At 69.3% G+C, this 19337-nt stretch carries 25 protein-coding genes and 1 tRNA gene; 16 read left to right on the forward strand and 10 right to left on the reverse strand.

What is annotated here, in order from left to right; translation table 11 throughout:
* Nucleotides 1–13: 13 nt before the first annotated feature.
* Nucleotides 14–901: an acyl-CoA desaturase gene (locus BS69_RS0111925; protein WP_029942180.1), complete on the reverse strand. Its 888-nt coding sequence runs from the start codon at nt 899–901 to the stop codon at nt 14–16.
* Nucleotides 902–988: 87 nt separating this feature from the next.
* On the opposite strand from BS69_RS0111925, the gene BS69_RS0111930 reads away from it, so the two are divergent.
* The 5 genes from BS69_RS0111930 to BS69_RS0111950 all read left to right on the forward strand — a co-directional run bounded on the left by BS69_RS0111930 (nt 989) and on the right by BS69_RS0111950 (nt 4079).
* Nucleotides 989–1303, forward strand: a complete 315-nt coding sequence (locus BS69_RS0111930; protein WP_029942181.1) for a metalloregulator ArsR/SmtB family transcription factor — start codon at nt 989–991, stop codon at nt 1301–1303.
* A 102-nt stretch (nt 1304–1405) separates the two neighbouring features.
* Complete coding sequence (locus BS69_RS13800) at nt 1406–1972, forward strand: methyltransferase family protein (RefSeq protein WP_051676788.1); 567 nt, start codon at nt 1406–1408, stop codon at nt 1970–1972.
* Between the two features lie 40 nt (nt 1973–2012).
* The gene (tgt, locus tag BS69_RS0111940; protein WP_029942183.1) at nt 2013–3155 is read left to right on the forward strand and encodes a tRNA guanosine(34) transglycosylase Tgt; all 1143 of its coding nucleotides are present in this window, start codon (nt 2013–2015) and stop codon (nt 3153–3155) included.
* Nucleotides 3156–3204: 49 nt separating this feature from the next.
* Nucleotides 3205–3360, forward strand: a complete 156-nt coding sequence (locus BS69_RS14345) for a hypothetical protein (RefSeq protein WP_156957028.1) — start codon at nt 3205–3207, stop codon at nt 3358–3360.
* Entirely contained in the window at nt 3357–4079 is a 723-nt protein-coding gene (locus BS69_RS0111950) for a hypothetical protein (RefSeq protein WP_211248128.1), read from the forward strand. The genes BS69_RS14345 and BS69_RS0111950 overlap by 4 nt, the downstream gene beginning before the upstream one ends.
* A gap of 4 nt (nt 4080–4083) precedes the next feature.
* On the opposite strand, the gene BS69_RS0111955 is transcribed toward BS69_RS0111950, so the two are convergent.
* The 5 genes from BS69_RS0111955 to BS69_RS0111975 all read right to left on the reverse strand — a co-directional run bounded on the left by BS69_RS0111955 (nt 4084) and on the right by BS69_RS0111975 (nt 7427).
* Entirely contained in the window at nt 4084–4353 is a 270-nt protein-coding gene (locus tag BS69_RS0111955) for a hypothetical protein (protein ID WP_156957029.1), read from the reverse strand.
* Nucleotides 4354–4444: 91 nt separating this feature from the next.
* Nucleotides 4445–5107, reverse strand: a complete 663-nt coding sequence (locus BS69_RS0111960; RefSeq protein WP_029942186.1) for an aquaporin — start codon at nt 5105–5107, stop codon at nt 4445–4447.
* Nucleotides 5107–5469, reverse strand: a complete 363-nt coding sequence (gene arsC / locus BS69_RS0111965; RefSeq protein ID WP_051676789.1) for an arsenate reductase (glutaredoxin) — start codon at nt 5467–5469, stop codon at nt 5107–5109. Before arsC ends, BS69_RS0111960 begins: the two co-directional genes overlap by 1 nt.
* Nucleotides 5470–5511: 42 nt before the next feature.
* A complete protein-coding gene (locus BS69_RS0111970; RefSeq protein WP_029942188.1) occupies nt 5512–6903 on the reverse strand; it encodes a DEAD/DEAH box helicase in 1392 nt (463 codons plus the stop codon).
* Nucleotides 6904–6998: 95 nt separating this feature from the next.
* Nucleotides 6999–7427 carry a hypothetical protein gene (locus BS69_RS0111975; protein WP_051676790.1) on the reverse strand — a complete coding sequence of 143 codons (429 nt, stop codon included), beginning with the start codon at nt 7425–7427 and terminating at the stop codon, nt 6999–7001.
* A 207-nt stretch (nt 7428–7634) separates the two neighbouring features.
* On the opposite strand from BS69_RS0111975, the gene BS69_RS0111980 reads away from it, so the two are divergent.
* On the forward strand, nt 7635–8435 hold the full coding sequence (locus BS69_RS0111980; protein ID WP_029942190.1) for a SapC family protein: 801 nt from the start codon (nt 7635–7637) through the stop codon (nt 8433–8435).
* 144 nt (nt 8436–8579) lie between these two features.
* On the opposite strand, the gene BS69_RS0111985 is transcribed toward BS69_RS0111980, so the two are convergent.
* Entirely contained in the window at nt 8580–9443 is an 864-nt protein-coding gene (locus tag BS69_RS0111985) for an N-formylglutamate amidohydrolase (RefSeq protein WP_169738088.1), read from the reverse strand.
* A 107-nt stretch (nt 9444–9550) separates the two neighbouring features.
* Here BS69_RS0111985 and cpdR point away from each other — a divergent pair, with 107 nt between their 5' ends.
* Together cpdR and BS69_RS0111995 are read left to right on the forward strand one after the other, a co-directional pair.
* On the forward strand, nt 9551–9928 hold the full coding sequence (gene cpdR / locus BS69_RS0111990; RefSeq protein WP_029942192.1) for a cell cycle two-component system response regulator CpdR: 378 nt from the start codon (nt 9551–9553) through the stop codon (nt 9926–9928).
* A gap of 163 nt (nt 9929–10091) precedes the next feature.
* Nucleotides 10092–11555 carry a M48 family metalloprotease gene (locus BS69_RS0111995; RefSeq protein ID WP_029942193.1) on the forward strand — a complete coding sequence of 488 codons (1464 nt, stop codon included), beginning with the start codon at nt 10092–10094 and terminating at the stop codon, nt 11553–11555.
* A 58-nt stretch (nt 11556–11613) separates the two neighbouring features.
* Here BS69_RS0111995 and BS69_RS14050 read toward each other — a convergent pair whose 3' ends face one another.
* Nucleotides 11614–11784, reverse strand: coding sequence for a Flp family type IVb pilin (locus tag BS69_RS14050; protein WP_084184628.1), 171 nt, complete (start codon nt 11782–11784; stop codon nt 11614–11616).
* Nucleotides 11785–11861: 77 nt separating this feature from the next.
* Complete coding sequence (locus BS69_RS0112005) at nt 11862–12638, reverse strand: hypothetical protein (protein WP_029942194.1); 777 nt, start codon at nt 12636–12638, stop codon at nt 11862–11864.
* Between BS69_RS0112005 and BS69_RS0112010 the strand changes: the two genes are divergently transcribed.
* From BS69_RS0112010 to BS69_RS0112045, 8 genes are all read left to right on the forward strand, one after another.
* Nucleotides 12637–13419 (forward strand): ComF family protein, encoded by a 783-nt coding sequence (locus tag BS69_RS0112010; protein ID WP_342665830.1) that lies wholly within the window; start codon nt 12637–12639, stop codon nt 13417–13419. The two genes, BS69_RS0112005 and BS69_RS0112010, sit on opposite strands and share 2 nt — an antisense overlap.
* Before the next feature lie 50 nt (nt 13420–13469).
* On the forward strand, nt 13470–13724 hold the full coding sequence (gene grxC, locus BS69_RS0112015) for a glutaredoxin 3 (RefSeq protein WP_029942196.1): 255 nt from the start codon (nt 13470–13472) through the stop codon (nt 13722–13724).
* Nucleotides 13721–14551, forward strand: a complete 831-nt coding sequence (locus BS69_RS0112020) for a carbon-nitrogen hydrolase family protein (RefSeq protein ID WP_029942197.1) — start codon at nt 13721–13723, stop codon at nt 14549–14551. Before grxC ends, BS69_RS0112020 begins: the two co-directional genes overlap by 4 nt.
* Before the next feature lie 36 nt (nt 14552–14587).
* Nucleotides 14588–14664: transfer RNA gene (locus BS69_RS0112025), tRNA-Arg, on the forward strand.
* Nucleotides 14665–14688: 24 nt separating this feature from the next.
* Entirely contained in the window at nt 14689–14934 is a 246-nt protein-coding gene (locus BS69_RS0112030) for a DUF6356 family protein (RefSeq protein ID WP_029942198.1), read from the forward strand.
* On the forward strand, nt 14924–16213 hold the full coding sequence (locus tag BS69_RS0112035; RefSeq protein WP_029942199.1) for an FAD/NAD(P)-binding protein: 1290 nt from the start codon (nt 14924–14926) through the stop codon (nt 16211–16213). Before BS69_RS0112030 ends, BS69_RS0112035 begins: the two co-directional genes overlap by 11 nt.
* Nucleotides 16206–16820: a GTP cyclohydrolase I FolE gene (gene folE / locus BS69_RS0112040; protein ID WP_029942200.1), complete on the forward strand. Its 615-nt coding sequence runs from the start codon at nt 16206–16208 to the stop codon at nt 16818–16820. Before BS69_RS0112035 ends, folE begins: the two co-directional genes overlap by 8 nt.
* 75 nt (nt 16821–16895) lie before the next feature.
* The gene (locus BS69_RS0112045; RefSeq protein ID WP_029942201.1) at nt 16896–18038 is read left to right on the forward strand and encodes an aromatic ring-hydroxylating oxygenase subunit alpha; all 1143 of its coding nucleotides are present in this window, start codon (nt 16896–16898) and stop codon (nt 18036–18038) included.
* Here BS69_RS0112045 and BS69_RS0112050 read toward each other — a convergent pair.
* Nucleotides 17989–19326, reverse strand: a complete 1338-nt coding sequence (locus BS69_RS0112050; RefSeq protein ID WP_029942202.1) for an APC family permease — start codon at nt 19324–19326, stop codon at nt 17989–17991. The two genes, BS69_RS0112045 and BS69_RS0112050, sit on opposite strands and share 50 nt — an antisense overlap.
* Between the last annotated feature and the right edge of the window lie 11 nt (nt 19327–19337).

The following is a 19337-nucleotide window of genomic DNA, read 5'->3' on the forward strand; positions in this document are numbered from 1 at the left end:
CGATGAGGCCCGGTCAGGCGGCCGAAAGCGGGCGCGGGGGCAGGTCGCTCGGCAGCCGGACGTTCCAGGCCAGTCCCGCCGCGCGGAAGAGCCGGATCAACTGCCAGCCCCAGTCCGACTGTCCGGGATAAATGCCGATCCGCGCCGAGCCGGGGAAGGCGTGATGATTGTTGTGCCACGCCTCGCCCATCGTCGGCAGCGCCGCCCACGGCACGTCATGCGCCTGCACCCCGGCATCGTCGACCAGCCAGGTCTGCGGTCCGCGGCGATGCGCCAGATGGCCGACGAACCAGTGGCCGTGGACCGAGATCGCGACCCGGGCGCACACTCCCCACAGGACCCAGCCGATCCCGCCGCCCGCGAACAGGAGGATGGCGATCGGAACCTGCTGCAGCATCCACGTCCGCTCGAGGAAACGATGAAAGGGATCGGCGCCGATCCGGTCGAGATCGAACACCGGCGGACGCGACAGCTCGAGCCGGCAATGCATCTGCCACCAGGCATCGCGCCACATGGCCGTGCGATGGGCGAGATAGGGATGGCAGTCGTGCTGCCGCTGCGCCCAGTCGCGCAGGTCATGGGTGCGGATCATCCACAGGGGACCACTCATTCCGACACTCGTCCCAAACCAGCTGAGGGTCCGCTCGAGCCACAAGGGACAGTCGAAGCTCCGGTGAATCATCCGCCGGTGGAAGCCTACTGAATGACCGAGCAGCAGGCCCGCGCCGGTGCCGAGGATGAAGACGGCAAGGCCGCCCAGGCTGAAGAAGAATGGCGCGGCGAGCGCTCCGGCCAGCATCCCGCCATTCCACAGCGAATGGACCGGATCCCAGCGCACCTGCCCGACACGGGGGTCGGCATCCGTGCCGATCAGCGTTCCCACCCGATCACCCTCGTCCATCGCGACTCTCCTTAAGCAATTAAGACATGTCTTAATCCCTTAAGCGCAAAACTTGCAAGTGTTGAAGTAAATGCTTAATTCCCTGGCGTGGACAAGATTTTCGAAGCACTGGCCTCGACCCCGAGGCGCAAGATCCTCGCCTATCTCGCGGAGGCCGAGCTGACCGCGGGTGAGATCGCCTCGCGCTTCGACATGACCAAGTCGGCGGTGTCGCAGCATCTGGGTGTGCTCGAGAATGCGGGCCTCGTGACCAGCGAAAAGCGCGGGCAATATGTCCACTATCGGCTGGTGCCCGACCATCTCGCCAATGCGCTCAATGGCTATCTGCAGGTCGTCTGCCCGGTCTCGCGCCCCCTCAAGCGCGAAAGCGCGGCACTGGCGGCTAAGAAGAAAGCCGACTAGCGCACGCTCCTCCCGGGCGAGGGGGAGCCGCTCCGTTTCTCGAATGAAGCGCTGGCGCTGGCCTGTATTGCACGGACAATACACTGGAGCTAGGCTCGGACCATGGCACCGGTCAACGCCCTCCAGCTCCTCACCATTCCCTGGCTCGTCAGCGAGATGCTGGTCTTCCGCCGCGATGCGCAGCCGGGCGGTGGCGAGCGACGCGATCGCTTCAGCCGTCTTGGGCTGTTTGCGTGCATCGGAGGCGGGATCGGCCTCGCCTTCCAGTCTGCCGCGATCCGCTGGTTCGCGCTGCCGGGGAGCCCGTGGCTGTGGCTGGCGCTCGGTGCGGCGCTGATGCTTGCCGGAATCCTGGTCAGGGCGCGGGCGGTGGCCCAGCTCGGCGCCTATTTCCGCACTGAGGTCACCTTGCTCGACGACCACCGGCTGGTCACCGAGGGCCTGTATGCGCGCATCCGTCACCCGGCCTATACCGGGGCACTCCTGACCTGCGCCGGGGTCGGCCTCGGCACTGGCAGCCTGGTCGGCCTTGCCGCGATGATCCTGCTCCCTGGCCTCGCCTTCGCCTGGCGCATCCGCGTCGAGGAGCGTGCGCTCGCCGAGCGCTTCGGCGGCGCCTGGACCGAGCACCGCGCCCGCACCGCCGCGCTGATCCCGGGGATCTGGTAGGCTCGACGCTGCGGCGGTGAAGCGGCTAGGGGAGCGCGCAATGACCGCTCCCCGTTTCTCCTTCACCATCCACGCGACCGACGGCCGTGCGCGCCTCGGCACCATCGCCATGCGCCGCGGCGAGATCCGCACCCCCGCCTTCATGCCGGTCGGCACCGCCGCGACGGTCAAGGCGGTCAAGCCCGAGGGGGTGCGCGCGGCGGGCGCCGACATCATCCTCGGCAACACCTATCACCTGATGCTGCGCCCCGGCGCCGAGCGGGTGAACCGTCTCGGTGGCTTGCACAAATTCATGAACTGGGACCGGCCGATCCTCACCGACAGCGGCGGCTACCAGGTGATGAGCCTCAGCGACCTCAACAAGGTCACGGAGGAAGGGGTCACGTTCAAGAGCCACCTCGACGGCTCGCGCCATCTCTTGAGCCCCGAACGCTCGATCGAGGTCCAGCGGCTGCTGGGCTCGTCGATCGTGATGCAGTTCGACGAGCTCGTCCGTCCCGACGTCCCCGAGAAGAAACAGCGCGAGGCGATGGACCGCTCGATCCGCTGGGCCCGCCGAAGCCGCGACGAATTCGACCGTGGCGAGGCCCATGCCGAGGCGAACGCCATCTTCGGGATCCAGCAGGGCGTGCTCGACGAGAAGCTCCGCCGGACAAGCGCCGACGCGCTGATCGACATCGGCTTCGACGGCTATGCGGTCGGCGGCCTCGCGGTGGGCGAGGGGCAGGAGGCGATGCTCGGCTGCCTCGACTTCGCGCCGGGCCAGCTTCCGCAGGACAAGCCCCGCTACCTGATGGGGGTCGGCAAGCCCGACGACATCGTCGAGGCGGTGGTGCGCGGCATCGACATGTTCGACTGCGTGCTGCCCACCCGCTCGGGCCGCACCGGCCAGGCCTTCACCGCCGACGGGCCCTTGAACATCCGCAACGCCCGCTTCGCCGAGGACCAGGAGCCGCTTGAGCCTGGCTGCCCGTGCCCGGCCTGCTCGAGCTACAGCCGCGCCTACGTCCATCACCTGGTCCGCTCGGGCGAGATCCTCGGCGCGATGCTGATGACCGAGCACAACCTCTGGTTCTACCAGCGGCTGATGCAGGGGCTGCGCGACGCCATCGGGGAGGGCCGCCTTGCCGCCCACGCCCGCACCTTCCTCGATCGCTATCGGGCGGCCGCCGCCCGGGCTTGACCCGGCTTGTCCTCCGCCTCCATTCTGTCGGCGCAAGGGGGGACGCGATTTGGATAAGAAGGCGGGATTCGGAGTAGGGGCGTTCCTGCTCGTCGCGGGTTTCTTCTGGCTCGTCTTCCATAACCTTGCGCTCGGCATCGTCTTCGGACTGATTGCGGGCGGGACCGCCGCCGCGCGGGCACAGGCGGCGAACCGCGAGCCATGACCTCGATGCCGACCGGCACCGATACCGAACAGCAGGCGCGCCTCGCCGATCTCGCCGAGGAGGCGACCGGCTTCGGCGGGACCGAATTCGCCACCGCGCGCGACCTGCTCGTCCGGCCCCGCGCGGTGCTCGACGCCTATCTCGCTTACGGCCCGACCGGTGGGCGCCGCTATGCGCGGCCGATGGGCTTCTATGTCGCCTTGTGCGGCATCCTCATGTTCTACATGTTCCTGGCCGGCGGGCTGAAAGGCCTGATCGAACAGCAGCCCCCGGCCGTGCTGGACGACTGGATCGCCCGCTCGGGCAAGAGCCGCGAAGCCTTCATCGGTGACGCCGACGGCTGGATGAGCCTGGTTGCGGTGCCGATCCTGTCACTGTTCTACGCCGCCGCGGCCGCCCCGCTGCTCAAATGGTGGAGCGGGCTCGACTGGCGGCGCAGCATTCGTGCCACCTTCGCCCTGATGTGCGCCTGGACCGTGCCCATCGTCCCGCTCGGGCCCTTGCCGATGATCAAGGGCTTCGAGATCGTTGGCAATCTGCTGATGTGGGGCGCACTGGTCGCGGCCTTCCTGCGCATGGGCAGGGGCCTGTGGTGGCACGGCTGGGCCGGCGGCCTCGCCAAGGCGCTGCTGCTGTGCCTCGCGATGATTGTCGGCGCGATGATCGGCATGATCCCGGTGTTCCGGATCGGACTGCTCGGGGCGACCTTCGGAAACTGACGCGCTAGCCCGCCGCCGCCAGCTGGTCGGCCCGGTCGAGGATCTCGAGTTCGCGCAGCAGGTGGTCGACGCTTTGCGTCATCTCGGGGAGGAAGGTGATCTGGTGGCGCGCGCCGCGATAGGCCTCGACCATCAGGATCGCGTCGAGCAGCACGCGCACGACCTCCGCTTCGGCATCGTCGAGTTCGGGCAGGCGCTGCAGTTTTTCGAGCACTTTCATCCGCGCGGCATGGGGGTCGGTGAGGGCCTCGGCGCGGGCAATCTTCCAGGGCATCATTGTCTCCTAAGTCCCGACGATAGGCCATTGGGACGACAGGAGAAGCTCGGGCGGTCGCAGCCACGGGGCGCGGCGGCGTTGCCGGGGGTTAACGCGGCTCGTCGAGCAGGAAACGGGCGACCCACGCCGCAGTGAGCGCGCCGGCGAGCTGGGCGAGGACGAAGCCCGGGACCGAGGCCGGCGCGATGCCCGCGAAGCTGTCGCTCGAGGCGCGGGCGATGGTGATGGCGGGATTGGCGAAGCTGGTCGAGGAAGTGAACCAATAGGCCGCGACGATATAGAGGGCGACCGCGGCCGGGACCGCGCGCTCGCGCTTCGCCACGGTGCCGAGGATGGTGAGGACGAGGCCGAAGGTGGCGACGAACTCGCCCAGCCACTGGCCGGTCCCGCCCCGGACCTTGGTCGACCAGTCGACCGCCGGCAAGTCGAACATCAGGTTGGCGACGATCACGCCGATGATCCCGCCGACGAGCTGCGCCGCGACGTAGGGGGCGAGGTCACGGCCAGCGAGTTCGCGGCGAAGCGCGGCGACCAGGCTTACCGCCGGGTTCATGTGCGCGCCCGAGATCGGACCCAGCCAGGCGATCAGCACGAACAGCATGGCGCCGGTGGCGAGCGTGTTGCCGAGGAGGGCGATGGCGACGTTCCCGCCCGCCAGCCGCTCGGCCATGATGCCCGAGCCGATTACGGTCGCGAACAGGAAGAAGCTGCCGAGTGCTTCCGCCGCGAGCCGCCGCGACAGGGTCGGCATCAGGCCTGGGCTTCGTCCAGGAAGGCGAGCACGGTCTCGCTCGGCCGGCAGAGGCGCGCCCGATCGCCGATCACCACGATCGGGCGGTTGAGCAGGATCGGATGCGCTTCGATCGCGTCGAGGAGCTGCGCGTCGGTCACGCCCGGCTCGCCCAGCCCCAGCTCGGCGAAGGGCGTGCCCTTTTCGCGCACGAGGTCACGAAGCGGCACCCCGGCCTTGCGGGCGAGATCGGCAACCTCGCTCCGGTTCGGCGGGGTCTTCAGATATTCGATCACCGTCGGCTGGATGCCGCGCTGGATCAGGAAGGCGAGGACGTTGCGCGACGTCCCGCAATTTGGGTTGTGATAGACGGTGACATCCATGCGCGTGTCCCTAGCAGCGCGGCTGTGACGGGTCCGTGACGATCAGCCGCTGAAGCCGACCGAGAGGAAGCTCGGCAGCGGGCCGTTCCAGCCGTCGTCGTCGCCATCGGCCCCGACCGGCTCGGGCTTGCGGGCCGGCGCTGGCGCCGGGGCAGGGCGGGGCTCGCGGCGCGGTTCGGGCGCGCGCTCGGCCTTGGGCGCGGGCTTCGGCGCGGCAGCTTCGACCGGCTCGGCCTTGGCGGCGGGCTTGGCTCGGCCACGGCCGCGCTTGCGCTTTTCCTCGGCTTCCGGTGCCGCCGGCTCGGCCGCGGCGGCTACCCCCTCGGCTCCGCTGCGCGGAATCTTGGTCCCGGTCAGCTTCTCGATCTGGGCAACCGCCTCATTGTCCTCGCGGGTAGCGAGGGTGAAGGCCTTGCCCTTGGCCCCGGCGCGGCCGGTGCGGCCGATCCGGTGGACATAATCGTCGGGCTGCCACGGCACGTCGAAGTTGAAGACGTGGCTCACCCCCTTGATGTCGAGCCCGCGGGCGGCGACGTCGGAGGCGACCAGGATGTTGATCTCGCCGCCCTTGAACCGGTCGAGCTCGGCGATCCGCGCCGCCTGCTCCATGTCGCCATGGATCTGGCCGACCGCGAAGCCCGAGCGCTTGAGGCTGGTGGTGAGCTCGCGCACCGTGGTCTTGCGGTTGCAGAAGATGATCGCGGTGGCGACGTCCTCGGCGCGCAGCAGGTCGCGCAGCACTTCGCGCTTCTTGTCCGAACGCGTCTCGACCAGCTTGGCGTCGATGTTGAGGTTGGACGACGCCGGGCGCGACACCTCGACCTTGCGCGGATCGTTGAGGAACTTGGCGGCCAGCTTCTGGATCACCGGCGGCATGGTCGCCGAGAAGAGCAGGGTCTGCCGCTGCTTGGGCAGCTTGGTGCAGATTTCCTCGATGTCGGGGATGAACCCCATGTCGAGCATCCGGTCGGCCTCGTCGATCACCAGCATGTCGCAGCCGGTCAGCAGGATCTTGCCGCGGCTGAACAGGTCCATCAGCCGGCCCGGGGTGGCGATCAGGACGTCGACGCCCTTCTCGAGCTGCTTGATCTGGTCGCCCATCTGAACGCCGCCGATCAGCAGGGCCATCGAGAGCTTGTGGTTCTTGCCATATTTCTCGAAATTCTCGGCGACCTGGGCGGCAAGCTCGCGGGTCGGCTCGAGGATCAGGCTGCGCGGCATCCGCGCGCGGCTGCGGCCTTCGCCGAGGATGTCGATCATCGGCAGCACGAAGGCGGCGGTCTTGCCGGTCCCCGTCTGGGCGATTCCGATCAGGTCCTTGCCCATGAGCACGGGCGGGATCGCGCCGGCCTGGATGGGGGTCGGTTCGGTGTAGCCGCTATCGCCGATGGCGCGCAGCAGTTCGTCGGAAAGGCCGAGATCGGCAAAAGGCATCAAGTCATCCGGATAAGAGAAAGGGCCGGCCTTGCCGCATGGCACGCCAGGCGCTTCGCGCCGTGCGCCAGGAGGCGGCTCAAGTCAAGGAATCGTCAGTCCTTGGCGAATTTTGGGACGATCCGGCGGAAGCGCTGGATCCGGCACGAACCGCCGATCCGGCTGCGGATTTCCTCGCGCTTGGCGCAGACCTTGCTGTCGCGCGGCTGGATGTAGAAATTGCCGTAGAAGTCGAGCGTCGGGCAATCGTCGTCCATCTGGGCGCGAATCCGGCTGCGGTCGCGAAGCAGGAAATCGACCGACCGTTCGTCGGCGAGCGCGGCGGCGACGATCTGGTCGGAACCGATGCATTTCGGTCCCTTTTTTTCCTCCCAGCGGATGATGCGCGGCATCCGCGGCCGAACCACCGGCACGCGCAGGATCACCTCCTGCTCGACCACCAGCCGGCTGACCGTCATCGGCCCTGTCGCCTGAAGCCCGACGAGACCGGCCAGCCAGGTCAGTAGGGGCAGGGGCAGGAGCATGGGGCGGAGGGCGACTTTCGCAAGAACGGGAAGAAGGTGCGATCGGCTGAGTGGCGGCGGCGGCTTGAACCCGGGCTGAACTCCTGATGCAGTCTTGCAACGCATGCGGCCACACTTGCAAGCGGGCCAAAGCCCGCATAGAGGCGCGGCCCACGTGCCTAAGGTGGACGGCCAGTGGGTCGCCACATCCCTTCAGGAGAGAGTTCAATGGCTTCCGCGGCGCCGAACAACGGCCTTCCGATGCTCTACAACACGCTTGAGCCCGTCAGCACCCAGCAGCATGGGACGCTCAAGGTTCGCGGCATCGAGACGCTCCCGGCGCTCGCCACGACCCATGCCATCCCGCTGACGGTCGACGAGTTCGCGCTCGCCCAGCGCCATTTCCCGATCATCTTCTCGTCGGGCGACGAGCCGGTGCCGCTCGCGCTCATGGGCCTGAACGAGGGCGTCAACACCTTCGTCGACGCCGAGGGCAAGCCGCTCGAGGGCGACGTCTACATGCCGGCCTACCTGCGCCGCTATCCCTTCCTGCTCGCCCGCCTGACCGAAGGCAGCGACGAGCTGTCGCTGTGCGTCGATCCCTCGGCCGGCGCGATCGGCGATTTCGAGGACGGCCAGCCGCTCTTCACCGACGGCCAGCCGAGCGAGGCGACCACCGCCATCCTCCAGTTCTGCGAGCAGTTCGAGGAAGCCGGCCAGCGCACCGCCTTGTTCATGGCCGAGCTCAAGAAGGCCGACCTCCTGATGGACGGCGAAGTCGCCATCCAGCCCGAGGGCGCCCAGCAGCCGTTCGTCTATCGCGGCTTCCAGATGGTCGACGAGGAGAAGTTGCGCGAGCTGCGCGGTGACGAGCTTCGCAAGATGAACCAGAACGGCCTGCTGCCGCTGATCTACGCCCACCTCTTCAGCCTGGCCCAGGCGCGCGACATCTTCGCTCGCCAGGTCCGCCAGGGTAAGGGTCCGGTCCCGCAGGTCGGCGGCGCCGCGCCGCAGCCCGTCGAGGCGTGACGGCAATGCGGTGAGGCGAGCCGGCCCCGGCTTGCCGCGCCTCGCTGCGCTACCCATTTGATTGGGGCACAGGCTGTTCCCCTGCAGCCCATGCGTTCCCCTGTACTTGAGCCCCTGACCCTCGCGGGTCGGGGGCTTTTTTTTTCATTCGGCGGCGAGCGGCAGCGCATTGCGGTCGAGGAAATGCCCGCCGAGCGTCCGGGCAAGCTCCTCGAACAGCCGCGCCGAGCGGTCGAACCCTTCGCCCGGCGCGCGGCCGGCGGGATCGAGATAGCAGCGCCGGTCGAGCTCGAGCTGGAGCGCATGGACCCCGCGCTCGGGCGCGCCATGGGCCGCCACTATCTGCCCGCCCGCATAGGGATCGTTGCGGCTGGTGCGATAACCCGCCGCCTCGGCGGTCTGCCGGGCGAGCTCGGCCACGAACGGAGCGGCGCTGAGACCGTGGCGGTCGCCGAGGACCAGCTCGGCCTGGCCGGGCCGCCACGGCATCGAGTGGCAGTCGAGCAGCAGCACCTCGGCGTGGCGCCGCCGGAGCAGTTCGAGCTGTTCGGCGAGCAGCCGGTGATAGGGCCGCCAGGCGCTGTCCAGCCGGGCCTCGAGTTCGGCCGGGCCGATCCGCCGTCGCCACAAGTCGCCCGCGCCCGCCAGCCGCGCCGGGATCAGCCCGAGGCCGGCCCGGACCCTCCAGCCGTCGTGACCGGCGCCCGGCGGCAGGTTGATCGCATGGGGATCGAGCTCGTCCTCGGCGCGGTTGCAGTCGATCGCGGCCCGGGGTGCGTCGGCGACCACGCAGGCGATGCCGAGCGCCTGCGCGCGCCACACCAGCCGATCGACCAGCGGGTCCTCGAGCGGGGCGAGGCTTGCCGCCCCGCGTCGGGCGAGCCGGACCAGCCAGTCGGGATAGGCGCGGCCCGCGTGCGGCACCGACAGCAGCACCGGCAATTGCCCGCGGCCCGGGATCAGGCGGGGCGGGGCAAGCGCGCCAGTGGGGGTCGAGGAGGGTCGCAAGCCGGTCTGCTTTCGGATCCGAACGGGAATAGTGCGCCAACGTGGAGCAGAGAAAGCGCGTTCCGCCTAGAAAATGTTAAAGCTTGCGGGCATAAGAGGTCCTTCCGATGATCAAGATCCTCCTCGCCGAAGACGACAGCTCGATGCGCGAATATCTCGCGCGGGCGCTCGAACGCGTCGGCTATTCGGTCAAGGCGGTCGGCTGCGGCACCGAGGCCATGCCGCTGCTCGAGGCCGAATCGTTCGATCTCCTGCTGACCGACATCGTCATGCCCGAAATGGACGGAATCGAACTGGCCCAGAAGGCCGGGGTCATCGACCCCTCGATCCGGGTCATGTTCATCACCGGCTTCGCCGCCGTCGCGCTGCAGAGCGGCCGCACCGCGCCCGAAGCCAAGATGCTGAGCAAACCCTTCCACCTCAAGGACCTCGTCGCCGAAGTGGACCGGATGTTCCAGACCGAGGACCAGCACGGCCGTCTATAAGGCGCTGCACCTTCGTTCGTGCTGAGCGATGTCGAAGCAGGCTGGCGTTTGCGCCCTTCGACGTCGCTCAGGGCGAACGAGGGATGAGCCAAGTCCCCGGAACCCTTTTCGCCTCCGTTCCGTTCATCGGGCCGATAATCTCCCCGATTTACGGATCCGACTCATGCGCAAGACTCTCCTCTTCGTCAGTGCGGCCGCGGTCGTCGCGACCCCCGCCGTGCTCTCCGCCCAGACCGCCTATCGCAACCTCAGCCCGCGCTACGTGCAGGAAGCACAGCAGCAGAATGCCGCCGTGGTGCAGGAATTCGGCGGGGCCGAAACCGGCCAGCGCGCGGCCTATGTCGAGCAGATCGGCCGCCGCGTCGGCAGCTATTCGGGGGTGAACCCCTCGCAGCTGCGCTACACCACGCTCAACTCGGCGGTCGAGAACGCCTTCGCGGTGCCGGGCGGCTATATCTACATCACCCGGCAGCTCATGGGCATCATGAACGACGAGGCGGAGCTCGCCTTCGTCCTCGGCCACGAGACCGGCCACGTCGCCGCCAACCATGCGCAGGCGCGCCAGCAGGCCTCGCAGCGCAACAGCATCGGCGGCATCTTGGGGACCATCCTCGGATCGGTCATCGGTGGCGGTATCGGCAACATCATCGGCCAGCTCGCCCAGACCCAGTCGCAGCTCTCGACGCTGAGCTTCAGCCGCCAGCAGGAATATGACGCCGACCGGCTCGGCATCTCCTACCTGAGCCGCGCCGGCTACGATCCCAATGCCTCGGCGACCATGCTCTCGGCGCTGAGCCGGGCGACCGCGCTCGAGGCGCGTATCCAGGGCAAGGACAATCGCTCGACCCCCGAATGGGCGAGCACCCATCCGCTGAGCGAGAACCGCGTCGTCCAGGCCGCGCAGCTCGCCCGCCAGACCGGCCGTGCGGGGACGGGCCTGCGCAACCGCGACGCCTTCCTCAACCAGATCGACGGGGTGTTCGTCGACGACGATCCCGCGCAGGGCGTGATCGAGGGCCGCACCTTCGTCCATCCCGACCTGCGCCTCGCCTTCACCGTGCCGGTCGGCTACCTGATGCAGAACAGCACCGACGCGGTGACGGTGCAGGGCTCGGCCGGCCAGGCCCAGTTCAAGGGCGGCCGCTACACCGGCAACCTCCAGACCTACATCCAGCAGCGTCTGCAGCAGCTGACCGGCGGCCGGACCCAGATCCAGATCATCCAGAACAGCCGCACCACCGTGAACGGCTTGCCGGTCGAATATGTGGTCGGCCGTGCGCAGACCTCGAGCGGGGTCGTCGACGTCAGCGTCTTCGCTTACGCCTTCGACCAGAACACCGCCTACGACTTCACCATGCTGACCCAGGGCGGGCAGGGGGTCGGGCCGTTCAGCTCGATGGTCAATTCGGTTCGCCGGATCAGCGCGCAGGAAGCCGCCGCGATCCGTCCCAAGGTGATCGACATCTACACGGTGCGGCCGGGCGATACGGTGCAATCGCTCGCCAGCCGGATGGCCTATCCGAACTTCCAGGCCGAGCGCTTCCTCTCGCTCAACGGGCTCGCCGCCAATGCGCGGCTGGTCCCGGGTCAGCGGGTCAAGCTGGTGGTCCTGGGGCAGCGCCGCTGACCGGTCTCCACTCCGGCCACTGACGGCACGTGATAAGGGTCGGCGGTCTCGCCGGCCCTTATTTGTTCATCGCATTGTCGACGCGATTGCCGATCTTGCCCCACATGCCGTTGCTGCCGCCACCAAGCGCGCTCATGCCGCTGATGGCCGCAACCGCGATTAGGGCTGCGATGAGTCCATATTCGATCGCCGTTGCCCCACCGTCATGGTGGCGCAACTTGCGCAGCATCGTTCGGATAGCGTCCAAGCCACCCTCCTCTGGTCCACGTCCACAGCCCAAGTCTAATTACGCAGGGTTAACGGTTCCTACCGACCAAAGGCTTGAGAAGCCGTTAAGGACGAATTTCCGGCATTTTCCGCCCAGGCGACGAAGTGGATGAGCTCCACCGTCTCCTCGGTCACGCCTCCCTCGCCCTGCGCCGCAAAGGCACGCTCGGCGAGTCCGCGCCCGGCGCGGGTCAGGCCGGCGCGCGGCCGCGCCAGGAGGGCGTTGGTCGCGCCATGGTCGCGCAGGTCGTCGACCAGCCGCTGGAGCGAGCGATAGCGCAGCCGCACCCGGTCCATGTCGACCACCGGCTCGGCGAAGCCCGCCTGGCCGAGCAGGGTCGCCAGTGCGCCGGGCTCGATCCGCGGGTGGGTGCGGGCGGCGAAGGCGCCGCTTTCCTGGCCGACCGCGTGGAGCGCGGCCCTGAGCGCCGGAAGCGTCTGCGCGCCCGGAACCACACCGAGCATCATGCCCCCCGGCGCCAGCCGCGAGCGCGCGATGGCGAGGAGCTGCGGCAGGTGGTCGCGCCCGTCGAGCTCGCCCATCACCATGAGAAGGTCGAGGCTCGCCTCCGCCTCCGCGGCGATGGCGTCGATCGAGGGGGCGAAGCGGACCTCCCCGGCAATACCGCGCAGGCGCGCCTCGAGCGCCGGCGGACAGCCCGTCACCAAGGCCCGCCCGAACCGCCGCGCGACCGGCGCCAGCCGCTCGAGCCACTCGTCGACGATCCGCTCGGCAAGGAAGGGAAGGGCGGTGCGGGCAAGCGCGCGGGCCCGGCGCCGCGCGCGCGCCTCGTCGTCGAACAGGAGATCGGCCATGCCCCCTTGTGGGGAGCGCGGTTCGGGCGGACAAGGGGGCATGGGGGCGGCGGCGGCCATGGACTGGGCGAAAGCGGCGGGACATCATTCCGCCCGGCTGCTGCTCGACTTCGCGCTTCCCCCGCGCTGCCCGGGCTGCGGCGAGATCAGCCAGGCGGTCGATCTCTTCTGCACCGAATGCTGGGGCGGGCTCGATTTCATGGCCGGCGGCTGCGCGCGTTGCGGGCTGGCGCTGGGGGCGGGCGAAGAGGGGGAGTGCGGAGCCTGTGCCGTCGATCCCGGCCCGCTCGCCCGGGTCCGTGCTGCGCTCGGCTACGGTGAGATCCCGCGCGCCATCGCCATGCGCCTCAAATATGGCCGCAAGATCGCGCTCGCCCGGACCATGGCCGGGCTGATGCGCCGCCCCCTGGGCGACCTTGCGCCGGGCGCCTTGCTCGTGCCCGTGCCCCTTCACCGCTGGCGGCTGTGGAGCCGCGGCTTCAACCAGTCGGTCCTGATCGCCCGGGCGCTCGGCCGCGAGGTCGATCCCGACCTCCTCCGCCGGACCCGCGCCACGCCCAAGCTGAAGGGCCTCAACCCGGCCGAGCGGCGGGCGACGGTCAAGGGCGCCTTCGCGCTCCGCCCCGGAGCGTCGGTCAGGGGCCGCGACATCATCCTCGTCGACGACGTCATCACCACCGGCGCCACCGCCGAGGCCTGCGCCCGCGCGCTCCGCAAGGCCGGGGCACGGCAGGTCGAGCTCCTCGCCTTCGCCCGGGTCCGGCCGGGCAGGGTGGCGTAACGCGGCGCTTGTCCTATCTAGGGCCCAAACCAGACCAGGAGACCCGCCCCGTGGCCAAAGTCGAAATGTATCTGAAGTCCACCTGCCCCTACTGCATCCGCGCCGACCACCTGCTGCGCGGCAAGGGGATCGAGGCGGTGACCTACAATATCGACGCGGGCGGGCCGAAGCGCGACGAGATGATCGAGCGGTCGGGCCGGATGACCGTGCCGCAGATCTTCATCGACGGGCGCCATGTCGGCGGCTGCGACGATCTGTTCGAGCTCGAGCGCGCGGGCAAGCTGGACAGCCTGCTGGCCGCATGAGCCGGATCGCGCTTTTCCAGGCCCGCACCGGGATCGACCCGGCGCAGAATGCCGCCGCGCTGGTCGAGACGGTCGCGGCGGCACGGGCCGGGGGCGCGGCGATGCTCTTCACCCCAGAGATGAGCGGCCTGCTCGACCGGAATCGCGAGCGCGCCGCGCCCAATCTCAGGCCGCAGGACGAGGATCCGGTGCTCGCCGCGGTGCGCAATGCCGCGGCGCGCGAGGGGCTGTGGGTCCATCTCGGCAGCCTCGCCATTCGCCGCGACGACGGCAAGCTCGCCAACCGCGCCTTCGTGATCGATCCCTCAGGCGACATCCGCGCGAGCTACGACAAGCTCCACCTGTTCGACGTCGACCTGCCCACCGGCGAAAGCTGGCGCGAATCGGCGAGCTATGCGCCGGGCGAGGGGGCCGTGGTGGTCGAAGGCACCCCCGTCGGCCGGCTCGGCCTCACCATCTGCTACGACCTGCGCTTCCCCGCTTTGTTCGCCGCGCTGGCCGAGGCGGGCGCCGAGACGATCGCCGTTCCCGCGGCCTTCACCGTGCCGACCGGCCGCGCGCACTGGGAAATATTGCTGCGCGCCCGGGCGATCGAGGCGGGGCTGTTCGTGGTCGCCGCGGCGCAGGCCGGGCGGCACGAGGACGGGCGCGAAACATATGGCCACAGCCTCGTCGCCGATCCCTGGGGCGAGCTCGTCCTGGCCATGGACGGCGCGCCCGGCCTCGGCTTCGCCGACCTCGACCTTGCGAAAATCGCGCAGGTCCGTGGCCGCGTTCCCGCGCTCGACCATCGCCGCCCGATCCCGCCGGTTGCCCGCGTCGATTGATTTGCGCCGCGGCCATCGGGTAGGGCTGGAGCCCAAGGCCCCGTAGCTCAGCAGGATAGAGCGCCAGATTCCTAATCTGTAGGCCACTGGTTCGAATCCAGTCGGGGTCACCATTTTTGCGGCGGGGAGACGAAGCGGTGCTGGGGCGATTGTTCACGGAGCATCCGCGGTCGCTGGGGATGAGCTGGGTCGGGCATGGCACCGGTGCGATCGCCATCGGCCTCAGGATGATCGGTGCGGGCGCAGCCTGCATCGTCCACGCCGTGATCCCAGGCCTCTTCACCGAGACCGCTGGCCGCACGGTCGCCAGCCTTCACGACCATATGGTGAAGCGCCGCGCGAGCGCGCCCGACCCGCAGGCCTGGCCCGACTATGAGATCTGAGGCCGCCGCCCGGGTGGCGGTGGTCGGGGGCGGCTTCTCGGGCGTCATGACCGCGGTCCAGCTCGCCCGGCTGGGAATCGCGTCGACCGTCTACGACGGCGGCCCCATTCCCGGCCGCGGCACCGCTTATGGCACCACCGATCCGCGCCACCTCTTGAACGTGCCAGCGGGCAAGATGAGCGCCTTCCCCCACGATCCCGATCATTTCCGCGCCTGGGCGGGGGTCGATGCCGGGACCTTCGTGCCCCGCCGCGACTATGGCCGCTACCTCGAGGACATCCGCGCCGCGCATCCGCTGGTGACCCTCGAGAGGCGCGAGGTCGCCGCGCTCGAGCGGGCGGGCGAAGGCTGGCGCCTGCATTTTGCCGACGGCGGCGCGGTCGAGGCCGCGGCGGTCGTGCTCGCGCTCGGCAATGAAGCGCCGTCGCGGCCCCGCGGCTGGGACGCGCTCGCGATGGAGACCAATCCGTGGAGTGAAGCGGCGCTCGAGGCCGTCCGCGAGGCCGGCGAGGAAGATCGTGCCATACTCCTCATCGGCACCGGCCTCACCATGATCGACGTGGTGATGATGGTCGAGGATCGGCCGCTCGGGGAAGGGATCGTCGCGGTCAGCCGGCGCGGGATGATGCCGCGCAGCCATGCCCCCTATGAGCCCGCGCCGGTCGATGCCGACGACGTGCCACACGGCAGCCTGACGGCGGCATGGCGCTGGCTCCGGCAGCGCAGCGCAGCGGTCGGCTGGCGCGCCGCGGTCGACAGCCTGCGCCCCCACACCGCTGCACTGTGGCAGAGCTGGTCGCTCGTGGACCAGCGCCGCTTCCTGCGCCACGCGCGGCCTTGGTGGGACGCCCACCGCCACCGCATCGCGCCCGAGATCGCCGCGCGCCTCCGCGCGCTCGTCGCCGAGGGGCGGCTGTCGATCATGGCCGGGCGACTGGTCGAGGCGGGCCCTGGGGGCGCGGCCATCGCCAACCGCCACGGCGGCGGCGTTCGCGCGGTTCCGACGCCCGTCACCGTCAACTGCACCGGGCCCCTCGGCGACGTGACCCGCAGCGCCAATCCCTTGCTTCGGCAAATCCTCGCCGACGGGCTCGCCGAACCCGATCCGCTGCGCCTCGGCCTCCGGACCGATGCGGAGGATCGCGCCGCGCCCGGCCTGTTCGCAGTCGGGCCCCTGACCAAGGGCATGTATTGGGAAATGGTCGCGGTCCCCGATATCCGCCACCAGGCCGAGCGCGTCGCCGGCTCGATCGCAAAGGAATTGCTTCCCCATGGCTGACACGCCCGACGACGGCGACCTGGTCGCGCCGGACCCCAAGATCCCCGTCCCCGACGACGTGGCCGAAGCGGTCCGGACGCTGATCCGCTGGGCCGGGGATGATCCCGACCGCGAGGGCCTGCTCGACACCCCCAAGCGCGTCGCCCGCGCCTGGAAGGAATATGCCCGCGGCTATCACGAAGACCCCGGCCATCACCTCAGCCGGACCTTCAAGGAAGTCGGCGGCTATGACGAGATCGTGCTGCTGAAGGACATCCCGTTCCAGTCGCATTGCGAGCATCACATGGCGCCGATCATCGGCAAGGCGCATATCGCCTATCTGCCCGGCACCCGCGTGGTCGGCATTTCCAAGCTCGCCCGAGTCCTCCACGGCTTCGCCCGCCGCCTCCAGGTCCAGGAACGCCTCACCGCCGAGGTCGCCGACGCCATCTGGGAGCATCTCCAGCCCAAGGGGGTGGCGGTGGTGATCGAGGCGAGCCACGCCTGCATGACCGCGCGGGGGGTCAACACGCCCGGCGTGATGATGACCACCAGCCGCATGATGGGCACCTTCCGCGCCGACGAACGCAGCCGCAAGGAAGTGCTGGCCCTGATGGGCAAGGGATAAGACCAGATAGACCTCGTGCCCGCCGTCGCCGGGACGACGCTGGACGATGGGTCGGCCACCGTGGCAGAAGACCCCATGGCCACCCAGCTTCGCTCCGTTCCCGATCCCCTCGACGACCTCAGCCTGCCCGGCTGGCTCTACTGGCACGAGGGCTTCTTCGCGGCCGAGAAGGCGGCCTTCCTGCGCGCCGCGCCGCAGGTGGTCTGCCATGAAAGCGAGATCCCCAATCCGGGCGACTGGCGCAGCCTCGACTATCTCGGCGAGAGCGTCATCGTCATCCGCGGCGACGATCGCCAGGTCCGCGCCTTCACCAATGTCTGCCGCCACCGCGGCTCGCGGCTGGTCGACGGCGAGGCGGGCTGCGCGCGGCGGCTGACCTGCCCCTATCACGCCTGGACCTATGCCAGCGACGGGCGGCTGGTCGGCGTGCCCCACCGCGCCGAATATCCCGGCCTCGACAAGGACCGGCTCGGCCTCAAGCCGGTCGCGCTCGAGCGCTGGCACGGTTTCCTGTTCGTGACCCTCGAGCCGGGCGCCCCAAGCGTCGCCACCATGATGGCACCCTACGAGGGCGAAGTCGCGCCCTACCGCTTCGAGGAGTTGCGCGCGATCGGCCGCGTCACGCTGCGTCCGCGCAAGCTCAACTGGAAGACCATCGCCGACAATTATTCGGACGGGCTTCACATTCCGGTCGGTCATCCGGGCCTGACCCGCCTGTTTGGCCGCGGCTATGCAATCGAGGCCAATGAGCATGTCGACCGGATGGAGGGCGACCTCGTCGAGGAGACCTCGTCCAACCCGTCCGAGCGCGCCTATCAGCGCCTGCTCCCCGAGGCCGACCACCTGCCACCCTCGCACCGCCGCAAGTGGCTCTATTACAAGCTCTGGCCCAACGTCGCCTTCGACATCTATCCCGACCAGGTCGACTTCATGCAGTTCCTGCCGGTCTCGGCCGAGGAAACGGTGATCCGCGAGATCAGCTACGCGCTCCCCGACGACCGCCGCGAGATGCGCGCGGTGCGCTACTTGAACTGGCGCATCAACCGCCGGGTCAATGCCGAGGACACCGAACTCATCGCCCGTGTCCAGGAAGGGATGCGCTCACCCTCCTACGAGCCGGGGCCGCTCGGCACGTCCGAAGTCTGTTTGCGCAGCTTCGCGCAGAAGCTCAGGCGGCTGGTCCCCGAGGCGCGGCTGCCGCATCCGCCGGCGGCCTGAGACGGCGCGACAGCGCGCGGACCGGGAAACCAGCGAGCGCCAGCGCGATGCTCCACAACAAGGCGTCCGCGCCCGCGCCGACGAACATGGCGACGGTGTAGAGTAGCCCGACGACCACCACCCAGGTCCACTGGCCCGCGACCTTCAATTTTAGCGCCGCCACCGCGACCACCGCGTAGAGGACGAGGCTCAAGAGCGTCGAGACGAGCGTGATCAGCACGTAGACGCTGACGAAGTCCTTCGACACGCTCGCCAGCACCAGCAGCGCCGACAGCCCCGCGCAGATGACCAGCGCGCCCGCCGGGGCACCGATCCGGTTGGCGCGCCCGAACACTGCCGGAAGGTCGCGCGCGCTCGCCATGGCCCGCGCGCTTTCGGCGGCGATCAGCAGCAGCGCATTGCCGGTGCCGAAGGCGCTGATCGCGGCAATCACCGCCACCAGCGCGCCCGCCGCCGCGCCGAGCAGGGGCGCGATCGCGTCGGCGAAGGGCGCGCCGCTCTTCATCGCCACCGCGCTCGGCAGCAGCCACAGCACCGCGACCGTCGCGAGGAGATAGATGATCGCGGTGAAGCCCGTGCCGGTGATGGTCGCGCGCGGCACCGTGCTGGTCGAATCCTTGGTGACGTTCGCGGTCATCACCGCCGCTTCGAACCCGGTCAGCGAGAACAGGATCAGTGCCGCCGCCGCGGTCACGCCGCTCAATGTGACGGGGGTCGGAGACAGCGCTTCCAATGGCTGGCCCGTCGCGCCGCGCCCCGCGACCAGTAGCACGACGGCGATCAGCGGCGACAGCTTGATCAAGGTCGTCACCACCTGCAGCACGCCTGCCGAGCGCGTGCCGCGAAGGTTGACCAGCAGCAAGGCGAGGATCGCCACAATCGCGGTCAGCGTCAGCCCCATGCCCGCCTGCGCCGCGGGGAAGACATGACCGAGCGCGCCCGCCACCGCGATCGCCACCCCCGACACCGCGGTCACCTGCGAGAGCGTGTAGCACCACAAGGTCAGGAAGGCCGTCCGCTCGTCGAAGGCGTTGGCGATATAGGCGAAGGGCCCGCCCGGGATCCGCGCGGCCAGCCGCGCCATGGCGAAGGCCAGGCACATGGTGCCAAGCCCCGTCAGCACGAAGGCGAGCACCATATTCGGTCCGAACGGCGCCAGCGTCGTCGGCAGCAGATAGATGCCCGAGCCGACCATCGTGCCGACGACCATCGCCCCGCTCATCCACTTGCCGAGCATCCGCGACGGCGGCTCGGGCTGGGTGTCGATGGTGACGTCGGTGTCGCTCATTCTCATTCCTC

It is taken from the genome of Sphingomonas astaxanthinifaciens DSM 22298, from assembly GCF_000711715.1.
Lineage (GTDB): Bacteria > Pseudomonadota > Alphaproteobacteria > Sphingomonadales > Sphingomonadaceae > Sphingomicrobium > Sphingomicrobium astaxanthinifaciens_A.

What these genes read in the sequence shown, in the direction of transcription:
- BS69_RS0111925 (WP_029942180.1), bottom strand. Translation starts at nt 901, where the DNA reads ATGGACGAGGGTGATCGGGTGGGAACGCTGATCGGCACGGATGCCGAC.
- BS69_RS13800 (WP_051676788.1), top strand. Translation starts at nt 1,406, where the DNA reads ATGGCACCGGTCAACGCCCTCCAGCTCCTCACCATTCCCTGGCTCGTC.
- tgt (WP_029942183.1), top strand. Translation starts at nt 2,013, where the DNA reads ATGACCGCTCCCCGTTTCTCCTTCACCATCCACGCGACCGACGGCCGT.
- BS69_RS0111950 (WP_211248128.1), top strand. Translation starts at nt 3,357, where the DNA reads ATGACCTCGATGCCGACCGGCACCGATACCGAACAGCAGGCGCGCCTC.
- BS69_RS0111955 (WP_156957029.1), bottom strand. Translation starts at nt 4,353, where the DNA reads ATGCCCTGGAAGATTGCCCGCGCCGAGGCCCTCACCGACCCCCATGCC.
- BS69_RS0111960 (WP_029942186.1), bottom strand. Translation starts at nt 5,107, where the DNA reads ATGCCGACCCTGTCGCGGCGGCTCGCGGCGGAAGCACTCGGCAGCTTC.
- arsC (WP_051676789.1), bottom strand. Translation starts at nt 5,469, where the DNA reads ATGGATGTCACCGTCTATCACAACCCAAATTGCGGGACGTCGCGCAAC.
- BS69_RS0111970 (WP_029942188.1), bottom strand. Translation starts at nt 6,903, where the DNA reads ATGCCTTTTGCCGATCTCGGCCTTTCCGACGAACTGCTGCGCGCCATC.
- BS69_RS0111975 (WP_051676790.1), bottom strand. Translation starts at nt 7,427, where the DNA reads ATGCTCCTGCCCCTGCCCCTACTGACCTGGCTGGCCGGTCTCGTCGGG.
- BS69_RS0111980 (WP_029942190.1), top strand. Translation starts at nt 7,635, where the DNA reads ATGGCTTCCGCGGCGCCGAACAACGGCCTTCCGATGCTCTACAACACG.
- cpdR (WP_029942192.1), top strand. Translation starts at nt 9,551, where the DNA reads ATGATCAAGATCCTCCTCGCCGAAGACGACAGCTCGATGCGCGAATAT.
- BS69_RS0111995 (WP_029942193.1), top strand. Translation starts at nt 10,092, where the DNA reads ATGCGCAAGACTCTCCTCTTCGTCAGTGCGGCCGCGGTCGTCGCGACC.
- BS69_RS14050 (WP_084184628.1), bottom strand. Translation starts at nt 11,784, where the DNA reads ATGCTGCGCAAGTTGCGCCACCATGACGGTGGGGCAACGGCGATCGAA.
- BS69_RS0112010 (WP_342665830.1), top strand. Translation starts at nt 12,637, where the DNA reads ATGCCCCCTTGTGGGGAGCGCGGTTCGGGCGGACAAGGGGGCATGGGG.
- BS69_RS0112005 (WP_029942194.1), bottom strand. Translation starts at nt 12,638, where the DNA reads ATGGCCGATCTCCTGTTCGACGACGAGGCGCGCGCGCGGCGCCGGGCC.
- BS69_RS0112020 (WP_029942197.1), top strand. Translation starts at nt 13,721, where the DNA reads ATGAGCCGGATCGCGCTTTTCCAGGCCCGCACCGGGATCGACCCGGCG.
- BS69_RS0112035 (WP_029942199.1), top strand. Translation starts at nt 14,924, where the DNA reads ATGAGATCTGAGGCCGCCGCCCGGGTGGCGGTGGTCGGGGGCGGCTTC.
- folE (WP_029942200.1), top strand. Translation starts at nt 16,206, where the DNA reads ATGGCTGACACGCCCGACGACGGCGACCTGGTCGCGCCGGACCCCAAG.
- BS69_RS0112045 (WP_029942201.1), top strand. Translation starts at nt 16,896, where the DNA reads ATGGCCACCCAGCTTCGCTCCGTTCCCGATCCCCTCGACGACCTCAGC.
- BS69_RS0112050 (WP_029942202.1), bottom strand. Translation starts at nt 19,326, where the DNA reads ATGAGCGACACCGACGTCACCATCGACACCCAGCCCGAGCCGCCGTCG.